Raw genomic sequence first — 17,405 nt, 5'->3', positions numbered from 1 at the left:
CAATGATCAGCCACATTTAAACTTATAAGTGAAGGGAGCAGCGGTATTACCATAGCCAACCTGCTTGGTGCCGGATTTATCCCGGATATAGTAAGTCATATTAGTGACCGTTTGGCTATCGTTGATACCAAAGAACGACCGTGGCCAGAGGGTGATCTCATACCGCCCCCTGCCGGTGAGCTTCATCAGTGTTTTGCTGGTTTGCTCACAGACAATGATCGTTTTACCATCATTGGTGGTACCGGTTGCGCACAGGTATACTTCACTACTTCCTGACAGGGCTGTGTTGGCTACATTGGAATCGAAGGTGATGGTCACCAGGTCATTATCCAGGGATTTGGGCGGTGAAATAGTAGTGAGCTGCGGATTACAGAAGTCAACCAGGTCGCCGCTTCCACCGGTTACGGTAAAACAGTCCCCGATATATTCATTGTAATATTCCGCAGTAGGGCCATAGCCTGCATCCACGTTGCCATCAGAAGTAAAGCCATTGGTAGTATTCGCTACTACATACGCCAGCTTAACAAGGGCGGGGTTATCATCTGCCCCAACTTTCAGCTTAAGGAAAATAGAGCCGGTGATCTTGTCATTATTGCCATAGGTAAATGGTACATCACTCTGCATCACCACCCATTCCATATCATCTATCAGGTTGCCGGCAATACCAAATGTTGCGCGCATATAATCCGGCCAGTTCTTGCCATCGCCATGCGGGGCCAGGGTACTGAGCGGCGTCATTACAAAGCTGCCATCTCCTTTGCTGCCTCTGTAAGTGGCTGTTAAGTTCTGTGTACCCTTCCAGCCTTTAGGCATCAGCACTCCCAGGATCAGCTTATCTGAACCATCGGAATTACAGGATACATCAATGTCCAGCTGAATAGGCACCACATCTCCCACCTTAGCAGATGCAGGAATAGTGACCTTGGTGATCTTTATATGACAGAAGCTGAAAATAATGGCCACTATAAGCAGCGCAGCCAGCATCCAGATCCTCTGTCCTTTGATACGTAAACGTGGTAACATATAATAATCAGGTAAGTTTTCAAAAATCAGTTATCCCTTGACAGGGTATAGATATAGGCATTCAGCTCACAGCCGGGAACGAAGCTGAGGTTTAACAGCCTCACACCGGCACTCGTTGGATAATTGAGCGAGGTAGTTACAGCGCTCCCTCCTTCAGGCGTAAGCGTGAGCTTGAACGGGTATTCCGGATCGTCCAGCGCATACTTCCCGTTTGCATTCACCAGGAAGGGCAGCCTGTTCTCCAGCATATAATTGCCCGTGGAATCAAACCTTAACCTGAACTGTGTAAAATCAAAAACGTTGGTAATGTCCGTACCATTCCGGGTAGCTTTAACAATTTTCCAGCGGCCGGTTAAATTCTTGGGCGCTTCAGCTACCGGGGCAATCTCCTCTACTTTACAGGAAGCAAGGAAGCAGATACAGGCGGCGATGAAGAGTATAAAGCGATTCATATCATACAGGATTAAGATCAATAACCAGGATTTTGAACTAATTCCGGCGACTTGCCGGTTTCTGAAAGCGGGAATGGCCACAGGTACATTGCCGGACGGAAATTATGCTTGGTAACGTTGAATGGCTTGTAGGTAACGGCGCCTCCATTGCGGTTCACTTCCATGCCCATGGATTGTATGTTCTCTGTTTGCGGCGCTATCTTCCATCTTCTCACATCCCAGAAGCGGTGCCCTTCGTACGCCAGCTCCACCCTTCGCTCATTCTGGATCCGGCTGCGCATTTCAGCCTGTGTAAGGCCGGTGGGCAGCTGATAAGGGTCCAGCCCTGCGCGCTGCCGTACTGCTTCCACAGCGGCATATACATTACCTGTAGGCCCTTCATATTCATTGGCAGCTTCCGCATAGTTCAGCAATACTTCTGCATAGCGTATCAGCGGCATTACCCTGTTGCTGGCAAAGCTGAGGGTAGCTGCAATGGCGGCAGGATCCAGCATTTTATTATTGTAATAGCCTGTAATAGTACCCTGGTGCACTGCATCCTGCCCCGTGAGGATGCCGTTATAATTGCCTACGAAAATGTTTACGGGAGCAGATCCATTCGTTTGCCCGTTACTGGTACGCACCAGCAAAACCGTTTGATCCCGGATAATGCTGTATTCCAGTCTGGGATCACGATCCTTATAAGGATCAGCAGGATTATAGCCTGAAGTGGGATCGGTGATGGGCTTTCCATTTCTCATGGGAAAAGCGTCCACCAGCCCCTGGTAAGGGAAAGAGCCGGTGCCATTGCTGCCACGGGAAGGAGGCAGACATATATTTTCGAGATCACTGTTACCCGTAGGGCGCATCAATTCAAAAATGTATTCCGTATTCACACGCAGGGGAAATAATCCCTGGAACCCATAACCCGGTAAGCTTGTCTGGTAATTATTCTTTGTGTTCAAAGAATACACACCCAGTGCAATCACTGCCTGGGCAGCATCCTTTGCCAGCTTCCAGCGGTTCATATCAAAGGTTGGATAACCTACCAGTGCAGGATCTACTGCCACACCTCCACCAGGGCCCGCATCTGCCGGTAATGTGGTACCATTGAACAATGGGCTGGCTGCGTATAACAGCACCCGCGCTTTCAATGCCAGGCAGGCGCCTTTGGAAGCGCGTCCGTAATTGAGGCCCATTTGTGTGGCGGGCAAAATGGCGGCAGCAGCATCACATTCAGAGAGAATGTAATCCACACACTCCGCATATGTATTTCTTTTGGCCTGAATAGGCTTGTCATAGGTAAGCAAGGTATCACCTACCAGCGGCACGCCTCCGTAATGCTGCACCAGCATAGCATAATACCAGGCGCGCAGAAAGCGGGCTTCTGCTACCATCTGGGTTTTGTAAGCTGGTTTTAATGGTGCGTTGGGAAGGTTCTTAATTAACACGTTCACTGCGCGGATGTTGCTGTAGCAGGTCTTGTACGGCTCTTCGCCAATGATGCCTGCATTTACGGTACCGGTTGCAAACTGTGTAGCGGGTGTTGAAAAAGCATGTGAGGGTTCTGCCTCATCACAGGCAGCCTCCAGCCCGCCGCAAACGACAAAGTTATAGGAAAAGCGGCTCAGGCTTGCACTAAGCCCTGTATTGGAATAAATATTAGCTAAGAAACCAACGGTCCTGGAACTGTCAGCAAAAATAGTTTGTTCGGTCAGGTTGGTGGTAGAGGTGGCAGCAAGAAACCCCTCTTTTCTGCAGGATGCATACACCAATGCCGATGCCATTAGCACTAAAACGGGAATTCGTTTTATCATAAAATTGGCGTGGTTTATTTGTATCAGTGAATAGGTTGCCCCAAAAATCTGCTAAGGTGGTATAGTATTAAAATTCTCTGATCTGGCTGATGAATACTAAAATACGACTACTAAACCGGTTTAGCAAATTAAATCAATTATTTTTCTCAAAGTATTGATGAAAAAACAAGGCTTGGTACCGGATGGAATTAGACCAGTATTCCCAGGTATGCGCGCCGGGTCTTACCGTGTAATCATGCGGTATATTACGTTCCAGCAGCGCTTCATGCAGCTTGTTATTATACCGGATAAAGAAATCGTCTGCTCCGCAATCAATAGTAATATCCAGCTGATTGGGTGTGACCAGGTACAGCATGTTTATCACACTATTCTTTTCCCAGCGCTCCGGGTTCTCACTGTATTTTCCCAGCACCTCATCCAGCCCAAAGCTCTTCGGAAAAGCGCGCAGGTCCACTCCCCCGCTCATGCTGCCCACTGCTCCAAAAGTATTGGCATGCCGGAAAGCAAGGAACAGCGCGCCATGCCCGCCCATGCTTAGCCCTGCAATTGCCCTTCCCTTACGGCTTGCGATGGTGGAATAGTGCTCATCGATCCAGCTCACCAGCTCACCTGCAACATAGGTTTCATACTTTGAGCCGGCTTTTACCGGGCTGTCAAAATACCAGCTGGCAAAATCGCCGTCCGGGCATACAATGATCATATGGTATTCGTCCGTTAACCTTGCCAGCCCGGTATCTTTTTTTATCCAGTCGCTGTAATTACCGCTAAACCCATGCAGCAGATAAAGCACCGGGAGCCTGCTTTTGCTGTTGTAGTTCCGCGGAGTGATCACAACGGCCTTGATCTCTTTGTGCATAGCAGCACTGAATGTAGTAACGGTATCCACCTTTGCTGCCAGCAATACTGAAGTATACAGTATGCATAGCAGTAATAAACTAATTCTGAAAATGTTCTTCATAAGTCGGGCTATCTGGCTGCTGCAATGGTAATGGTGTGCAGTTTTGGTTGATTGATCTGGTAAATTTTATCTGTCAGGATATTCATCTCTCCCTGCCATACTTCACGCAGGGCTTTGTAACGTGCACGGGAAAAATTATCCTTGTTGCCGCCTACCGCCCAATCTGTTGCTGCATGGGCATTCACAGAGTCCATCGCTGCATTATCATCTTTAAAAAGCATTCCTCTTGGTTTCAGGAAATCAAATTCTATCCAGGCATACATTCTCAAACGTCTTTCAATATCCCAGCGCTCCTCATTCAATTCCCGGATCTGGATAGCCTGCTGGTATTCCGGTGTGCGGGTATTTTCAGCCAGGTTAATACCTGCTGCCAGCTGCCCTGCATCGTAAACGCCTACTTTTTCGCCATCCATCAGCAGGTTATAACGGCCTGCCTGTAACCCGCTCACCTGCAATATTTCCTGGTTAAACTCTTTCATAAAAGGCACCACCTTCATAGCATCCGCCTGTTTATTATGATTGCCCCAGCCGCGTGGAATAGTATCCAGCGGGTAAGGGAGCGACTGCGCCAGGTAACCAAAGCTGATACCGGATGCCGTTCCTGTTACCCCGTTGATCTTACAGTTCACTGCCTGCTGCACTTTTTTGGTGGCGGCATCGATCCGTATACCGGCAACCGGTTGGTCAGCAAGGCCCTGCGCCTTCAGGAACAGGTACGCCATTACCATGTGACCATCGTTATCAGGATGGATACGATCGCCGGGCGTAAGGCTGAAAGTGGAATCCCGCTGCTGTTCGCGTTGATTGATGGTCCTCATAGGATGGTAAAAATCAACAAACGGCCATCCGTTCTTTTTTGCCGCCTGTTCCTGGAAGGCCACTACTTCATTCAGGGCTTCGGCTTTGTGAGGGAAGATATTTTTATCCGTGAACTTAGTTGTTTCATCATAAGGCGAGGTGCCAATGAAGATCTTCTTAATATCAGCACGCTTTTTCAGCTGATCTTCCACCATACGGTAACTGCTATACGAACGTTCCAGCTTTTTCTGCATAGTATCCTTTCCATCCGCACGGTACCATTCAAAGTAACCGGTATCATTCATTCCCCAGGTAAGGGTAAGCACGGTGGGCTTTTTTGAAAGCACGTCATCCTCAAAACGGTCGCGGATCTGGGTAATAACATCCCCTCCTATCCCGGCATTGAGGCAGGTAATGCGCCTGCCCGGAAAATGGGTCATGTAATACAGCCAGATGTAGGAATGATAATGGCCTCCGTCGGTGATGCTGTTGCCAACAAAAACAACACGGTCGCCCTGCTGAAAAGGTGCCGGATGCTGCTGTGCTTTTGCCTGTACAGCAGCTGCAGCCATGAACAATAACAGTAGTTTTCTTCGCATGTGCATGTATTAATTAGTTGATCCCCCATTGCTGAGCGGGAGCAGGCCCCATGACCAGCTCCAGCATGCCACCCTTCGCAATTTCCCGGTAGTCGATGTGGCACTGGTTGAGCGGCTTTCCATTCAGCCTTGCGCTTTGGATGTAAATATTCTCCGGTGAATTGTTGATGGTTTTGATGGTAAAGCTGCCCTTTTCCAATTTTACGCTTACCTTATCAAACACCGGGCTGGTGATCTCCTGGCGGGTATCGCCGGGGCACACAGGGTGCAGGCCAATAGCAGCCAACACATACCAGGCCGACATCTGCCCCACATCTTCATTACCTACCAGCCCTTCTACACTGTTATGATAGGCCCTGCGGCAAATAGCCCTTGTCCATTGCTGTGTTAACCAGGGTTTGCCCAGCCTGTTAAACAGGAAAGGCACATGATGTACCGGCTCATTGGCATGATTGTAATAATCATTCCACATCATGTTTTCCGGCGTATGTTCAAAGAATGATTGCAGATCGCTGATCACTTTTTCCTTTCCACCCATGAGCGCTACCATCCCATCTACATCCTGCGGCACAAACCATCCCTGCTGATAAGGGTTGCTTTCCATGGTGCCATACCAGGCCGTCATACGGCCTGCATCCGGCCATGGCAGCCAGTTACCCACCGTATCCCGTGGCCTGAACCATCTCTTGTCTGCGTCAAAGATCTTTTTATAATTTTCGCCTCTTAAAGCATATTTCTTTTCATCGTCCGGGTGATGCAACCCTTTAGCCAGTTGCGATACACACCAATCCGTGTAAGCATATTCCAGCGTATAGGAAAGGCAGAGGTTACCCGGCGTATAACCTTTATCCCCGTTTCCAAAACGTTCTACAGAATTAACAGCAAGGCGGTACGCTTCCGGCACATTATAATTGCGGATGCCTTTTGCATAGGCATCTGCGATCACTGACACAGCGGGATTGCCCAGCATACAGCCGGAATAAGCATTAAGCAGCTCCCAGCGTTCCAGGTAATCCTTATTCTTTTCCTGCGCCAGTGTAACCAGCGAGTTAACCAGGTCATTGACCAGTGAAGGATTGATAATGGTTTGCAACGGCATCTGGCTGCGGAACACATCCCATCCGCTGAAGATGGTGCGTTTGCGGAAAGCGCTGCCGGTATGTACTTTGCCATCTCCGCCCGTATATTTACCATCTACATCCTGCACAATACGCGGGTCTATCATAGTATGATATAAGGCCGTATAAAATACCTGCTGTTCTTCTTTTGTGCCACCGGCTACCTGTATGCGGGAAAGCTCCCTGTTCCACAGCTCACGTGCACGGCTATGTACCTTTTCAAAATTCCAGTCCCTTATTTCCTGCTGCAGGTTAGCTGCCGCACCTTCCATGCTCACAAAGGAGATACCTGCTTTCATGAATACCTGTTCTCCTTCCTTTGTATCGAACTCCGTGAAAAATCCCAAGTGTTTTCCTTCTTTTTCTTTAACGGCGTTCAGGATGGCTGCATGGCCTACCTGTTGCTGGTAGCGGTCGCTTGTTACATCTTCCAGCTTGCTCGGCCAGCTATCCGGAATATCAGCGCTCCATACGCCGTAGTGCCGTAAGGGCTTGCTGAATACTGCGTAGAAATAAACGGTATAATCTGCATGACCATCTCCATTTCCCCAGCCACCACCATCCGGTGTGCATTTCATCCATCCTGTGATGGTGCTGTCATTTACTATCTTTACATACTGGCTGGTAGAAGTACCTCCCACCCTGCGGGCAAGATCTATCTGGATCCTTGACTGCTGATTAGCGGGGAATGTGAATTTTAAGATACCACTATGCGGGGCAGCTGTCATTTCAGCTTTGATCTTATAATCCGATAGCTGCACTGAATAGTATCCTGCAGCTGCTTTTTCACTTGATTTAAGGTAGTTTGAACGATAGCCGTCCTGGCTACCCGGCTTGCCGGCCTGTGTTCTTAAAGGCCCTGTTGTGGGCATTACGAGGAAGTTGCCCAGGTCTCCATACCAGCCAATGCCGCTCATCTGGGTAAATGCAAATCCTTCTATGCTGGTATGTTCATAGCTGTAACCGGAACCGTTATCGCCACCGGTGATAGTATTAGGACTAACCTGTACCATACCATAAGGAGTGGTAGCCCCGGGAAATGTTTTTCCCAAGCCATGATAGGTACCGGCAGCACCTACGCTGGTACTGGCGCCTACAAAGGGATTCACCAGGTCGGCCGGTGATTGGGCGGCTGCGCGGTGAATACAACATACAAGCGTACAAACGATGATTAACTGGATCTGCTTCACTATCATTTATTTTTGCAGCAAGATACTAAAACGTGGCAACCCTCTATAGAAGTGGCAATTGTCATTTTTGAGCACAGGCCTGGTCTGCGCCGCTGCAGATACCCCCCAAAAGCCCGTCAGTAGCAGGTAAAGGAAACTTTTCATACGCGTGAAACATGCTAAACTGATTTAGCAAATAAAGTATAAAAGAATTTCCCGCACAACATCATTAACATATTAATATTTATATAATTTGTATTCACTTACAGAACAACTAAATAACAAGCTATAAAAATCACTATTTTAACATTACTAAACCGGTTTAGCAAAATATTTTTATTATTGCGGAAACATTTCACCACTTATGAAGTCAATTGCATTGCTGCTTTTATCCCTGGTTACCGGTACTTTATTATATGGTCAAGGCCTTCACTGGAAAGTATCTCCACAGGCAACAGCTCAGGGCCTCGCTGCTGCTATTGCCACTCCGGGTTTTCCGGATAAGGATTGGGTACCGGCGATTGTACCCGGCACTGTATTTTACGCCTATGTGAAAGCAGGGATAGAAAAAGATCCGGATTACGCGGATAATATTTACCAGGTGGATGCCGCGAAATATAACCGGCCTTTCTGGTACCGGACAGAATTTCCTGCAATAGCGGTGCAACAGCAGCAGCGTGTGTGGTTAAAATTTAACGGTATCAATAAATACGCAGACATTTATTTCAATGGTAAGCACCTGGGTTATTTACATGGGCATATGCAGCGGGGTAGCTATGATATTACTTCCCTGCTGCATCCAAAAGGCAAGAATGCCATTGCGGTGCTAATCTCTCCTCCTAAATATGATCCAGCCCATGATCACGGCCTGGCTAACTGGGAAAGCCCTACCTACATTTGCAGCGGCAGCTGGGATTGGATGCCGGCCGTACCTGGGTTGAACAGCGGCATTACTGATACAGTAGCCATTTCCATTACAGGCCCTGTGAGCATCTCTGATCCCTGGATACGTACTGATATGCCGGATACCAGCGCGGCGGCTATCACGGTAGCTGCCCGGCTTACCAACGCCTCCCCTGCTGCCATTACCGGCACATTGAAAGCCGTGATCAGCCCGGGTAATATTACTATTAGCAGCAAAGCCATTACCCTGGCTCCGGGAAGCAGCCAGGAATACAACCTTCCCGCTCAAACAATTCAGCATCCACATCTCTGGTGGCCCAATGGATATGGCGATCCATTCACGTATTCCTGCAAGCTGTCATTTGAAACAGGCAGCACTATCACAGACAAAACAATACAGGCTTTTGGTATCCGAAAAATTTCCAGCGACACTACTTCCCTGAACGGACCTATGCGTTTATACGTGAACGATGTACCCGTGCTTGTCAAAGGCGGCAACTGGGGCATGTCAGACTATATGCTGAAAGCAAGGGGCAGCGACTATGATACCCGCATACGCCTGCACCAGGCCATGCACTTTAATATGATCCGTAACTGGACAGGAGAAGTAACGGATAATGCTTTTTATGACTACTGCGACAAATACGGCATTATGGTTTGGGACGACTTCTGGCTGAACAACATGGGCGGTATTGACAGCCTGGAGATGTTCAGGGATAATGTTGTGGAAAAGCTTAAAAAATTAAGGAACCACCCCGCTGTTGTAATATGGTGCGGCGCCAATGAAGGGGTACCTGGCGGTGATGCGCATGGCGCTATCAGCAATGTTATTACTGCTGCCATTCAACAATATGACGGGGAGGGCAGGCTATACCTGCCCCGTTCAAATGCGGGAGTTGCCAACCCTAACTTTTCCATACAGGGCGGCAGTAAAAACCTTTCCGGCAGCGGCATTTGGGCTAATGTTGATCCCAAGACCTATTTTACCGACCCGCATAACGGCTACCTGTTTTCCCGCAATAGCTGGGGCATGCGCAGTGAATTGGGCATGGCCACATTTGTGAACCCGGAAAGCTTTAAAAGATTTATGCCGCGGGAGTTTTGGATCCCTCCCACCCCGGAGGCTGTTAACAGCAAGGATAACATGTGGGCCAGGCATTTCTTCAGTACAGATGGTGCAATGGGCGGCGGAGCCGACCCGGTAAAGTATATCAACGATATTAATAAAAGCTATGGTAAAGCTGTTACCCTGGAAGATTTTTGTAAAAAGGCGCAGCTGCTGAACCTTGCAACCATGAAAGCCATGTTTGAGGCATGGAATGATCATATGTGGAATGATGCATCCGGTTTATTGATCTGGATGAGCCAGTCGGCCTACCCTTCCATGATCTGGCAAACCTATGACTACTATTATGATCTTACAGGCGCTTATTTTGGCGCCAGGTCAGCTTGTGAGCCCGTACATATTCAATGGAACCCGGCCACGCGAATGGTAAAAGTGATCAATAATACACAACATGCGTTGCATAACCTGACTGTTGAAGCGAGTGTGTATAATGCAGATGGTAAACCGGTTGCAGGATATGGAAAAAAAACAACGTTACAGGTAAATGTCACTTCTTTAAATGATGCCTTTACCCTGTTGGATGACACAACGGGCTTGTCTGCCGTGTATTTCCTGCGGTTGAAATTATATGATGATAAAGGAGGGCTACTATCCACAAACACTTACCTGCTGGGAAAAGAATATCTGAATTATACTGCGCTGAATACACTGCCACGGGCAGCTGTTGCCGTAAGCGCACCTGTATTATCTGGTAACCATCTTACATTCACCGTTACTAACAGCTCCAGACAATCCGCCGCTGTTGGTGTACGGGTGCAGCTGCTGGACAATAATAATAAACAGATCTTACCGGCTTTGATCAGTGATTCCTATTTTAACCTGATGCAGGATGAGCAAAAACAGGTGCAGGTAGAAGTAGATAAGGCATTATTGAAGAATGGGTACAGGCTGGAAGCAAAAGCGTATAATGATTAAATCCCCGCAGCTACGGCGGTAATAGGGGCATGATACAAACCGCGATAAATTCAGCCGGCAGCTTGGCCTTACTGTAGCCGGCTGAATTTTATGTTGCGGGCTATTGTGCCATATAATTATCTGTTTACCGGCCGTTCAGGCGCAGCAGTCTTTTTTAACGCCCTGCGGTTGGTCATATTCATCATGGCGGCGCCACCAGGGGCCTTCTTCGTTGCGTCCTTTGGGAGCGCGGTCCAGCCATGGGTACATGCCCCAGAGGGCATCTACTCCGCGTGCATAGGCGGAATAAGTGTGGTATACAACACCATCTTCCAACGCAAACGCGCTCATACCCGGCCTGTCACGATGGTATGAAGGAACATCAGTTCCACACATGGCAGCCAGCTTAGCCTCTGCCCCGTCACCACCTCCCTCATGGCCTGCGCGCCAGCGGAATACATCGCTCGTTGGCGCCTCCTGCCGGTAATTGTATTCAACGCCACCCTCTCGCTGCTGCTCCTCCGTGAGCGCAACGCCGAAGTCGAAATTGAACTCCCCATCCAGCGACGACGCCCATGGAAAGCTCCAGCACATCCGCTGCTTATATGCCTGCAGCTTTTCGAGCGAAGCCCGCGATACGGCCCAAAACATCACATCGTGATTCGCCAGGTGAACGGCAATACCATTGAACCCATCTGCAATGGATGAGCAGGATGGACACCCCGCCGTCCAGTCGGGGCCAAACATGAAATGATAGATGATCAGCTGCGAACGTCCTTTAAAAAGATCCGCAAGCGATGCTTCGCCTTCATCCGTATCAAAGCGGTATTTCTTGTCTATCCGCACCCATGGCAGCTCCTGCCGCAGCTGCGCTACCTCATCGCTATGTTTTGTTAATTCCTTTTCGGCTTTGAGCAGCTCCAGCCTGGCTGCAAGCCATTCTTTTTGCGAAACTACCTTCCGGTTTTCGGTTCCGCTAACAGTTTTGATCGTAGGCATGATTTCATTTTTATAATGCTACATGATTGGTTTGTAAAAAAGCCAGGCTGTACGGGTATAACCTTCCGGGGGGTTTCAGATTAACTTTTATGCGACCGAAAAAATCGTACCATATACTTTTTGTACATTCACTACCATCACGGGCTGGATCAGCCATCAATTAAACTACCTAACAGCTCTTAGGTAACAGCCCGTATAGACGGCGCACTGGAAGTTGCAGCCATTTTATGCGGTACCCAGGTAGCTGAGCGGATCCAGCTACAAATAGAGTATGCGCCGGAACCAAGGTTTCACAGCGGAACGCCGGAACAGGCATCTGCAGCGGTGTTGGAAGCATTCTATGAAAAATATGAGAATACTAAAAACTATAGGGAAAATGCTGCGAGGGAGTATGCAGCAAGGAATGGTATAAACACCAGGGGTCTTCATTAAGTAGCAGCCCGCTTTTCAGCCAGCCGTTTTATTTCCTTTGAGAGGGTTTGCTTTTCTATCCTGGACTTTGTAAGCCCAACCGCTTTTTCGTAATGGTGAATTGCTTGGTCACTGTTTATACCGGCATACAGATACCCCAGCAGGGAATGATAATAGACATGTTCATCCAGCTTAAGCTTCTCCGCTTCTTTTATGCCTTTTTCATGACCGAATACTTTTGCAAATGCAAACGCCCGGTTCAATGCAGTTACAGGCGAGTATTCAATAATGACAAGCTGGTTGTATAACTGCAAAATATGCTGCCACTTATCTTTATCCGTTGGGGTGGCATGCCAGTATGCAAGCATTGCATCCAGGTGATACTTTGAAATTTCATTGCCCTGACAGGCATTTACCAGGTAATGATTTCCTTTTTCAATTAATTCCTGATCCCACAAATTCCTGTCCTGGTCCTCCAGCAGAATTGCTTCTCCATTATCGCTTATTCGTGCGTCAAGACGTGAGCTTTGAAAACACATTAAGGCAAGCAGTGCGTTTGCCTGTGGTGTGCTTGTAAGGTTATTCTCCGTAAGGATATACGTTAGCCGCACCGCTTCAGAACAAAGGTCTTTACGGATCAGCTGATTATTTGTCTGGGAAAAATATCCTTCATTAAACAACAGGTATAAAGTTTTTAAAACACTTTCCAAGCGGGTCTTAATTTCCGCTTCACTTAAAATTTTGATCTGAAAATCACCATTACGAAGGTTGGCCCTGGCCCTTTGTAAACGCTTTTTTATGGTTTCGGTTTTTGTTAAAAACGCATTTGCAATTTCTTCCACGCTAAACCCGCAAAGGATTTGAAGCGCTAAACAGATCTGGGCTTCTGCTGAATTACCGGGATTGCAAACGGCAAAGATCATAGCCAGCTGACTGTCGGCTATATTTTGATCGCTAAAGTCAAACTCCTGCGCTGCTTCAATATCATTTAACTGTTTGGCCTCTTTAACCTGCTTTTCAATAACCGCATTATGTTTAAAATAATCTTTGGTTTTGTTTTTTGCTACGGTATAAAGCCAGGCAGCCGGATTTTCCGGAACGCCTTTAATACTCCAGACTTCGGCGGCTTTCAGAAAGGTTTCGCTCGCAATATCTTCGGCAATTTCAAGCTGCTTTAAATTAAACGAATGATAGAGCACAGCCACTATTTTGCTGTATTCCGTTCTAAATAAGTGTGGTATTAAGCTATCTTGTTGCATAGATAAAAAAAGCCCCTGCAAATTTGCAAGGGCTATCAAAATTATTATAGTGCATTAATTTCCCTGATCTCCACATTTCCGCCGAATGATAATATCGGGCAATCCTTTGCAAGCGCGGTTGCTTCTTCCAGAGAGGCTGCTTTTACAAGCGTGTAGCCCAGGATGGATTCCTTGATCTCTGTGTAAGGTCCGTCAGAAATGATACCGTCGCTTTTTAATACATTACCTGTGCTCATCAGCCGGTTGCCCCGGTCAACCAGCTTACCCTGTGCGGCAATCCCTGCCACCCAGTTCATCCACCTTTGCGTATTGGCCTGCATTTGTTCCGGTGATGCCTGGGGCATAGTCTTGTAATCTGCTCTGAATACAAATAAGAACTCTTTCATTTTTTTAAGTTTTATGGGTTTATACCCTAGGGACGACCGGTAATTCTCAATGGGGACAAAATGGAAAATATTTTTCATTTCGTACAGGATCCAGGCTAAGATTTGGCCAGTACCGGCCTTGGATCAAAGATGACATTCAAGGACTTAATACCGTCCTTGCCTACCTTGTACCAGCCGGCGGCAAAGAGGACCACCTCTCCCATATTGATGTCATAAAATACGGATACATCCTGATCCTGCACAAAAAGTTTTTTTACCTGGTATTTGAATTTCATCTTTTTCATATCCTGTATGTATACCTCTGCACCATTGCGCGTACCCAGCACGCCCACAAAAGTAAAGTCATCTGCCAGGTATTGCCTGGCCGTATCAAAATCTTCTTCATTCAATGCCTGAAGAAAACCCTGCACCGCTTCAACCGGGCTTACGAGGGTTGATTGTTGCTTTTCCATAAGACTGGTTTTTATTTAAAGAAAAGGTTTCCGCAACTGGCCGGCTTATCAGGTGACCGGCGTTATCAATATCGCTGTTTTACAACAAGTTCCTTGCCAGTGGCCAGTGATAAGGTGGTGGGCTCACCGGAAAAATCGATCTTTCAGTGATGTAATTTAACGGTTCCCTGACATTATTCAATGCCGTGAAAACCGATCTTTAAAATCCATGACCAAGCTGCCGCTTATAACCCTGAATGAGTATCACACCTGTCTTAGGGCCGGCCTTTGGATCAGCCCTTTTTTGTTAACGCTATTCACGTAGAGACCGGCTACGCTTCAGTCCAATGGCAGTCCATAGTGTGGAGTGCTGCCTCCCCGGTACAGCATGAAAATTCCCCAGCCCTGCTATCAATTTTTAGAATGGCGTACATGAAGGGTCCATTGCATTGACATGGCGTAAACTTTGTAACGGTTCGTTAATAATAAGCAATGAACCAGGATATCTTCAGCTGGTTCTAGCTAATCAATAATAATTAACCATTCTAAATCTTAATGTTAGTCATATGGACCAGTCAAACAAAATAAGCCGCCGTAAGGCAATAGGAGGCCTGGCAGCATTAGCGGCAGCCCCATCTTTTATTATAAAAGGTACCGCTCAATCCCGTACATCCGCAACACCGGGTCTTGAAGATCCGACTACAAAATATCCCAAGCCACCATTTAATGCGCAAAGCCAGCCCTGGCCCGGTTTAGCAGGAAAAATGGAACCCCGCCCGGATCATGGCGAAACGTCCTATAAAGGTTCCGGCCGTTTGAGCGGACGTAAGGCATTAATTACCGGAGGCGATTCCGGTATGGGGCGTGCTGCCGCTATTGCCTATGCACGGGAAGGCGCCGATGTTGCCATCAACTACCTGCCGGCTGAAGAAGCAGATGCCCGGGAAGTAGTTGAACTAATTAAGGCAGCAGGCCGTAAGGCGGTGGCTATACCTGGTGATATACGGGAAGAGCAATTCTGCCGGGATTTAGTGGCAAAGGCAGTACAGCAGCTTAATGGATTAGATATTGTGGTTTGCAATGCCGGACGGCAACAGGCCAGGGCATCGATCCTGGAAGTAAGTACGGAAGATTTTGATGCTACTATGAAAACTAATATCTATGCACCGTTCTGGATTATTAAAGCAGCCCTGCCGCATTTAAAACCCGGTTCAGCCATTATTGGTACAACATCAGAGCAGGCCTATGATCCGTCTCCGGATCTGTATGATTATGCGCAAACCAAAGCTGCAACAGCCAACTATGTTAAATCGCTGGCAAAGCAGCTCGGCCCAAAAGGCATTCGTGTTAATGGCGTCGCTCCAGGTCCGATCTGGACACCTTTACAAGTCAGCGGCGGCGCTACACAGGAAAAACTTAAAAACTTTGGCGGTGATACACCAATGGGCCGTCCGGGTCAGCCGGTGGAGCTTGCCTCTATTTATGTTCAGCTCGCAGCAAGCGACGCAAGTTTTGCCACTGGGCAGATTTATGGTTCTTCCGGAGGGAAAGGACAACCATAACCGGTCCTGAATGGTCCGGCAGCCTTACTGGCCGTCTCCGGCATGATGTATGTGTTTATATTAATGACAGACCAAGATTTTTCATTTAAAACGCTAATATTATGGCAGACAATAAATCAAACGTGGGTCAGCAGGATAGAATACGGGTTGATGCTAACGACCCCAGTGAAGTAGAATACCTGCACCGGCAATTCGCCCACCTTAAACATGAGCAGGTTGTGGAGGCTATTAAATCCAAAGGGCCCTTACGGGCAGATGTGGTTAAATACCTGGAAACATTGAATAAGCGGTGATAAAATCCTATCCCCGCGCACAAACACCGGAGTTCTAAAAGTATTGTAATAGTAATATCTTTGCTATACGTTCATAAGCCTAAAACTGCTACCGCGGCAAAGCCTGTCCCCAATATTTATGCGGAGGTGGACGCCAAAGCTTTACAAGCGCCGGATTCAGCTGCCACTACTACGGCCGGTATTGCGGCTTACATTAATAGCCAGTTTAGCCGGAATAGTGATAAGGTGCGGGCCGCCTTTATCTGGGTGGCCAGCAATATCCAGTATGATCTGAACAATATGTTTGCCCTTAACTTTTATGAAAAGAAAGAGGAGAAGATAGAAAAGGCCCTGAAAACCCGGAAAGGCATTTGTGAGAATTATGCAGTGTTGTTCCAGGACATCTGCTCCAAAGCAGGCATTAAATCTTATGTGATAGAGGGCTATACCCGGCAAAATGGCTTTGTGGACTACATTCCCCATGCCTGGTGCGCAGCCCTTACAGATACCGGCTGGGCCCTGTTTGATCCTACCTGGGGCTCCGGTTATATCCAGAATAAGCAATTTGTGAAAAAGATCAGCAACCGGTATTTTGCGGCCAGCGGCACTGAGCTCATAAAGTCGCATATGCCTTTTGATTACCTGTGGCAGCTGCTGCCTTACCCGGTTAGCAGCCAGGAGTTTTATGATGGTAAAACCAAGCCCGATCCTGCCAAACCGTTCTTTAATTATGCGGATTCTATTGCCGCTTTTGAAAAGCAGGACAGGATCAGCTATTACACGGAAGCTGCCCGCAGGCTGGAAACCGCAGGGGTAAAGAACTCCATGAGCTTTGACCGCCTGCAATACCTGCGCAGGGAAATTGAAATAGATGCGCAGAATAACATTGTATACCATTACAACGGCGCTTTAGCCCGGTATAACAATGCAGTAAATGCTTTTAACGATTACATTAATTTTTATAACAAACAATTTAAGCCGGAGCGCAGTGATACGGAGATACAAGCCATGCTCACAGAATGCAGCACCGAGCTGAAACAAGCCACAGAGCGGCTGGATAAGATCAAAAAACCGGACGCTAATACCACTACACTCATTACCGGTATGCGCAAGCAGATCGGCGATTTGAGCACCCGGGTAAATGAGCAGCAGGAATGGCTGACTAAATATTTTACTAAAGGCAGATCCGGCCGCAGGTCTATGTTTGTGAAGTACACCTGGTTTGGCGTACCCTTGAATTAGCGGGGCG

General features: G+C 47.7%; 14 protein-coding genes. 4 read left to right on the top strand and 10 right to left on the bottom strand.

The genetic code is table 11. From position 1 onward, the window contains the following. Positions 1–6 precede the first annotated feature (6 nt). The 6 genes from BMZ54_RS25385 to BMZ54_RS25360 all read right to left on the bottom strand — a co-directional run bounded on the left by BMZ54_RS25385 (position 7) and on the right by BMZ54_RS25360 (position 7,934). Positions 7–1,023 carry a DUF4961 domain-containing protein gene (locus BMZ54_RS25385; protein WP_089918770.1) on the bottom strand — a complete coding sequence of 339 codons (1,017 nt, stop codon included), beginning with the start codon at positions 1,021–1,023 and terminating at the stop codon, positions 7–9. A 26-nt stretch (positions 1,024–1,049) separates the two neighbouring features. Beyond that, the gene (locus tag BMZ54_RS25380) at positions 1,050–1,475 is read right to left on the bottom strand and encodes a DUF5004 domain-containing protein (RefSeq protein ID WP_143081132.1); all 426 of its coding nucleotides are present in this window, start codon (positions 1,473–1,475) and stop codon (positions 1,050–1,052) included. 17 nt (positions 1,476–1,492) lie between these two features. Further along, the gene (locus BMZ54_RS25375) at positions 1,493–3,271 is read right to left on the bottom strand and encodes a RagB/SusD family nutrient uptake outer membrane protein (RefSeq protein WP_089918766.1); all 1,779 of its coding nucleotides are present in this window, start codon (positions 3,269–3,271) and stop codon (positions 1,493–1,495) included. A gap of 133 nt (positions 3,272–3,404) precedes the next feature. Further along, positions 3,405–4,229: an alpha/beta hydrolase gene (locus BMZ54_RS25370; RefSeq protein WP_089918764.1), complete on the bottom strand. Its 825-nt coding sequence runs from the start codon at positions 4,227–4,229 to the stop codon at positions 3,405–3,407. 8 nt (positions 4,230–4,237) lie between these two features. Further along, the gene (locus BMZ54_RS25365) at positions 4,238–5,626 is read right to left on the bottom strand and encodes an SGNH/GDSL hydrolase family protein (RefSeq protein WP_089918761.1); all 1,389 of its coding nucleotides are present in this window, start codon (positions 5,624–5,626) and stop codon (positions 4,238–4,240) included. 13 nt (positions 5,627–5,639) lie between these two features. Continuing rightward, positions 5,640–7,934 carry a GH92 family glycosyl hydrolase gene (locus BMZ54_RS25360; protein ID WP_238386693.1) on the bottom strand — a complete coding sequence of 765 codons (2,295 nt, stop codon included), beginning with the start codon at positions 7,932–7,934 and terminating at the stop codon, positions 5,640–5,642. A gap of 343 nt (positions 7,935–8,277) precedes the next feature. Here BMZ54_RS25360 and BMZ54_RS25355 point away from each other — a divergent pair, with 343 nt between their 5' ends. Beyond that, positions 8,278–10,857 (top strand): glycoside hydrolase family 2 protein, encoded by a 2,580-nt coding sequence (locus BMZ54_RS25355; RefSeq protein WP_089918757.1) that lies wholly within the window; start codon positions 8,278–8,280, stop codon positions 10,855–10,857. A gap of 135 nt (positions 10,858–10,992) precedes the next feature. Here the strand turns inward: BMZ54_RS25355 and BMZ54_RS25350 are convergent, their stop codons facing one another. The 4 genes from BMZ54_RS25350 to BMZ54_RS25335 form a co-directional block, all read right to left on the bottom strand. After that, entirely contained in the window at positions 10,993–11,835 is an 843-nt protein-coding gene (locus tag BMZ54_RS25350; RefSeq protein WP_089918755.1) for a DUF899 domain-containing protein, read from the bottom strand. Between the two features lie 428 nt (positions 11,836–12,263). Then, a complete protein-coding gene (locus BMZ54_RS25345; RefSeq protein ID WP_089918753.1) occupies positions 12,264–13,505 on the bottom strand; it encodes an RNA polymerase sigma factor in 1,242 nt (413 codons plus the stop codon). Positions 13,506–13,549: 44 nt separating this feature from the next. After that, positions 13,550–13,891, bottom strand: a complete 342-nt coding sequence (locus BMZ54_RS25340; RefSeq protein ID WP_089918751.1) for a YciI family protein — start codon at positions 13,889–13,891, stop codon at positions 13,550–13,552. Positions 13,892–13,986: 95 nt separating this feature from the next. After that, positions 13,987–14,343 (bottom strand): nuclear transport factor 2 family protein, encoded by a 357-nt coding sequence (locus BMZ54_RS25335; protein WP_089918747.1) that lies wholly within the window; start codon positions 14,341–14,343, stop codon positions 13,987–13,989. A 545-nt stretch (positions 14,344–14,888) separates the two neighbouring features. Here BMZ54_RS25335 and BMZ54_RS25330 point away from each other — a divergent pair. The 3 genes from BMZ54_RS25330 to BMZ54_RS25320 all read left to right on the top strand — a co-directional run bounded on the left by BMZ54_RS25330 (position 14,889) and on the right by BMZ54_RS25320 (position 17,398). Continuing rightward, positions 14,889–15,884: an SDR family oxidoreductase gene (locus tag BMZ54_RS25330; RefSeq protein WP_089918745.1), complete on the top strand. Its 996-nt coding sequence runs from the start codon at positions 14,889–14,891 to the stop codon at positions 15,882–15,884. Positions 15,885–15,985: 101 nt separating this feature from the next. Next, positions 15,986–16,177 carry a DUF3606 domain-containing protein gene (locus tag BMZ54_RS25325; RefSeq protein WP_089918744.1) on the top strand — a complete coding sequence of 64 codons (192 nt, stop codon included), beginning with the start codon at positions 15,986–15,988 and terminating at the stop codon, positions 16,175–16,177. Positions 16,178–16,237: 60 nt separating this feature from the next. Further along, the gene (locus BMZ54_RS25320) at positions 16,238–17,398 is read left to right on the top strand and encodes a transglutaminase domain-containing protein (protein WP_162277664.1); all 1,161 of its coding nucleotides are present in this window, start codon (positions 16,238–16,240) and stop codon (positions 17,396–17,398) included. Positions 17,399–17,405: the final 7 nt, after the last annotated feature.

This window comes from Chitinophaga rupis (assembly GCF_900109685.1).
Classification (GTDB): Bacteria; Bacteroidota; Bacteroidia; order Chitinophagales; family Chitinophagaceae; genus Chitinophaga; species Chitinophaga rupis.
This window is presented reverse-complemented; position numbering and strand designations above follow the sequence as displayed.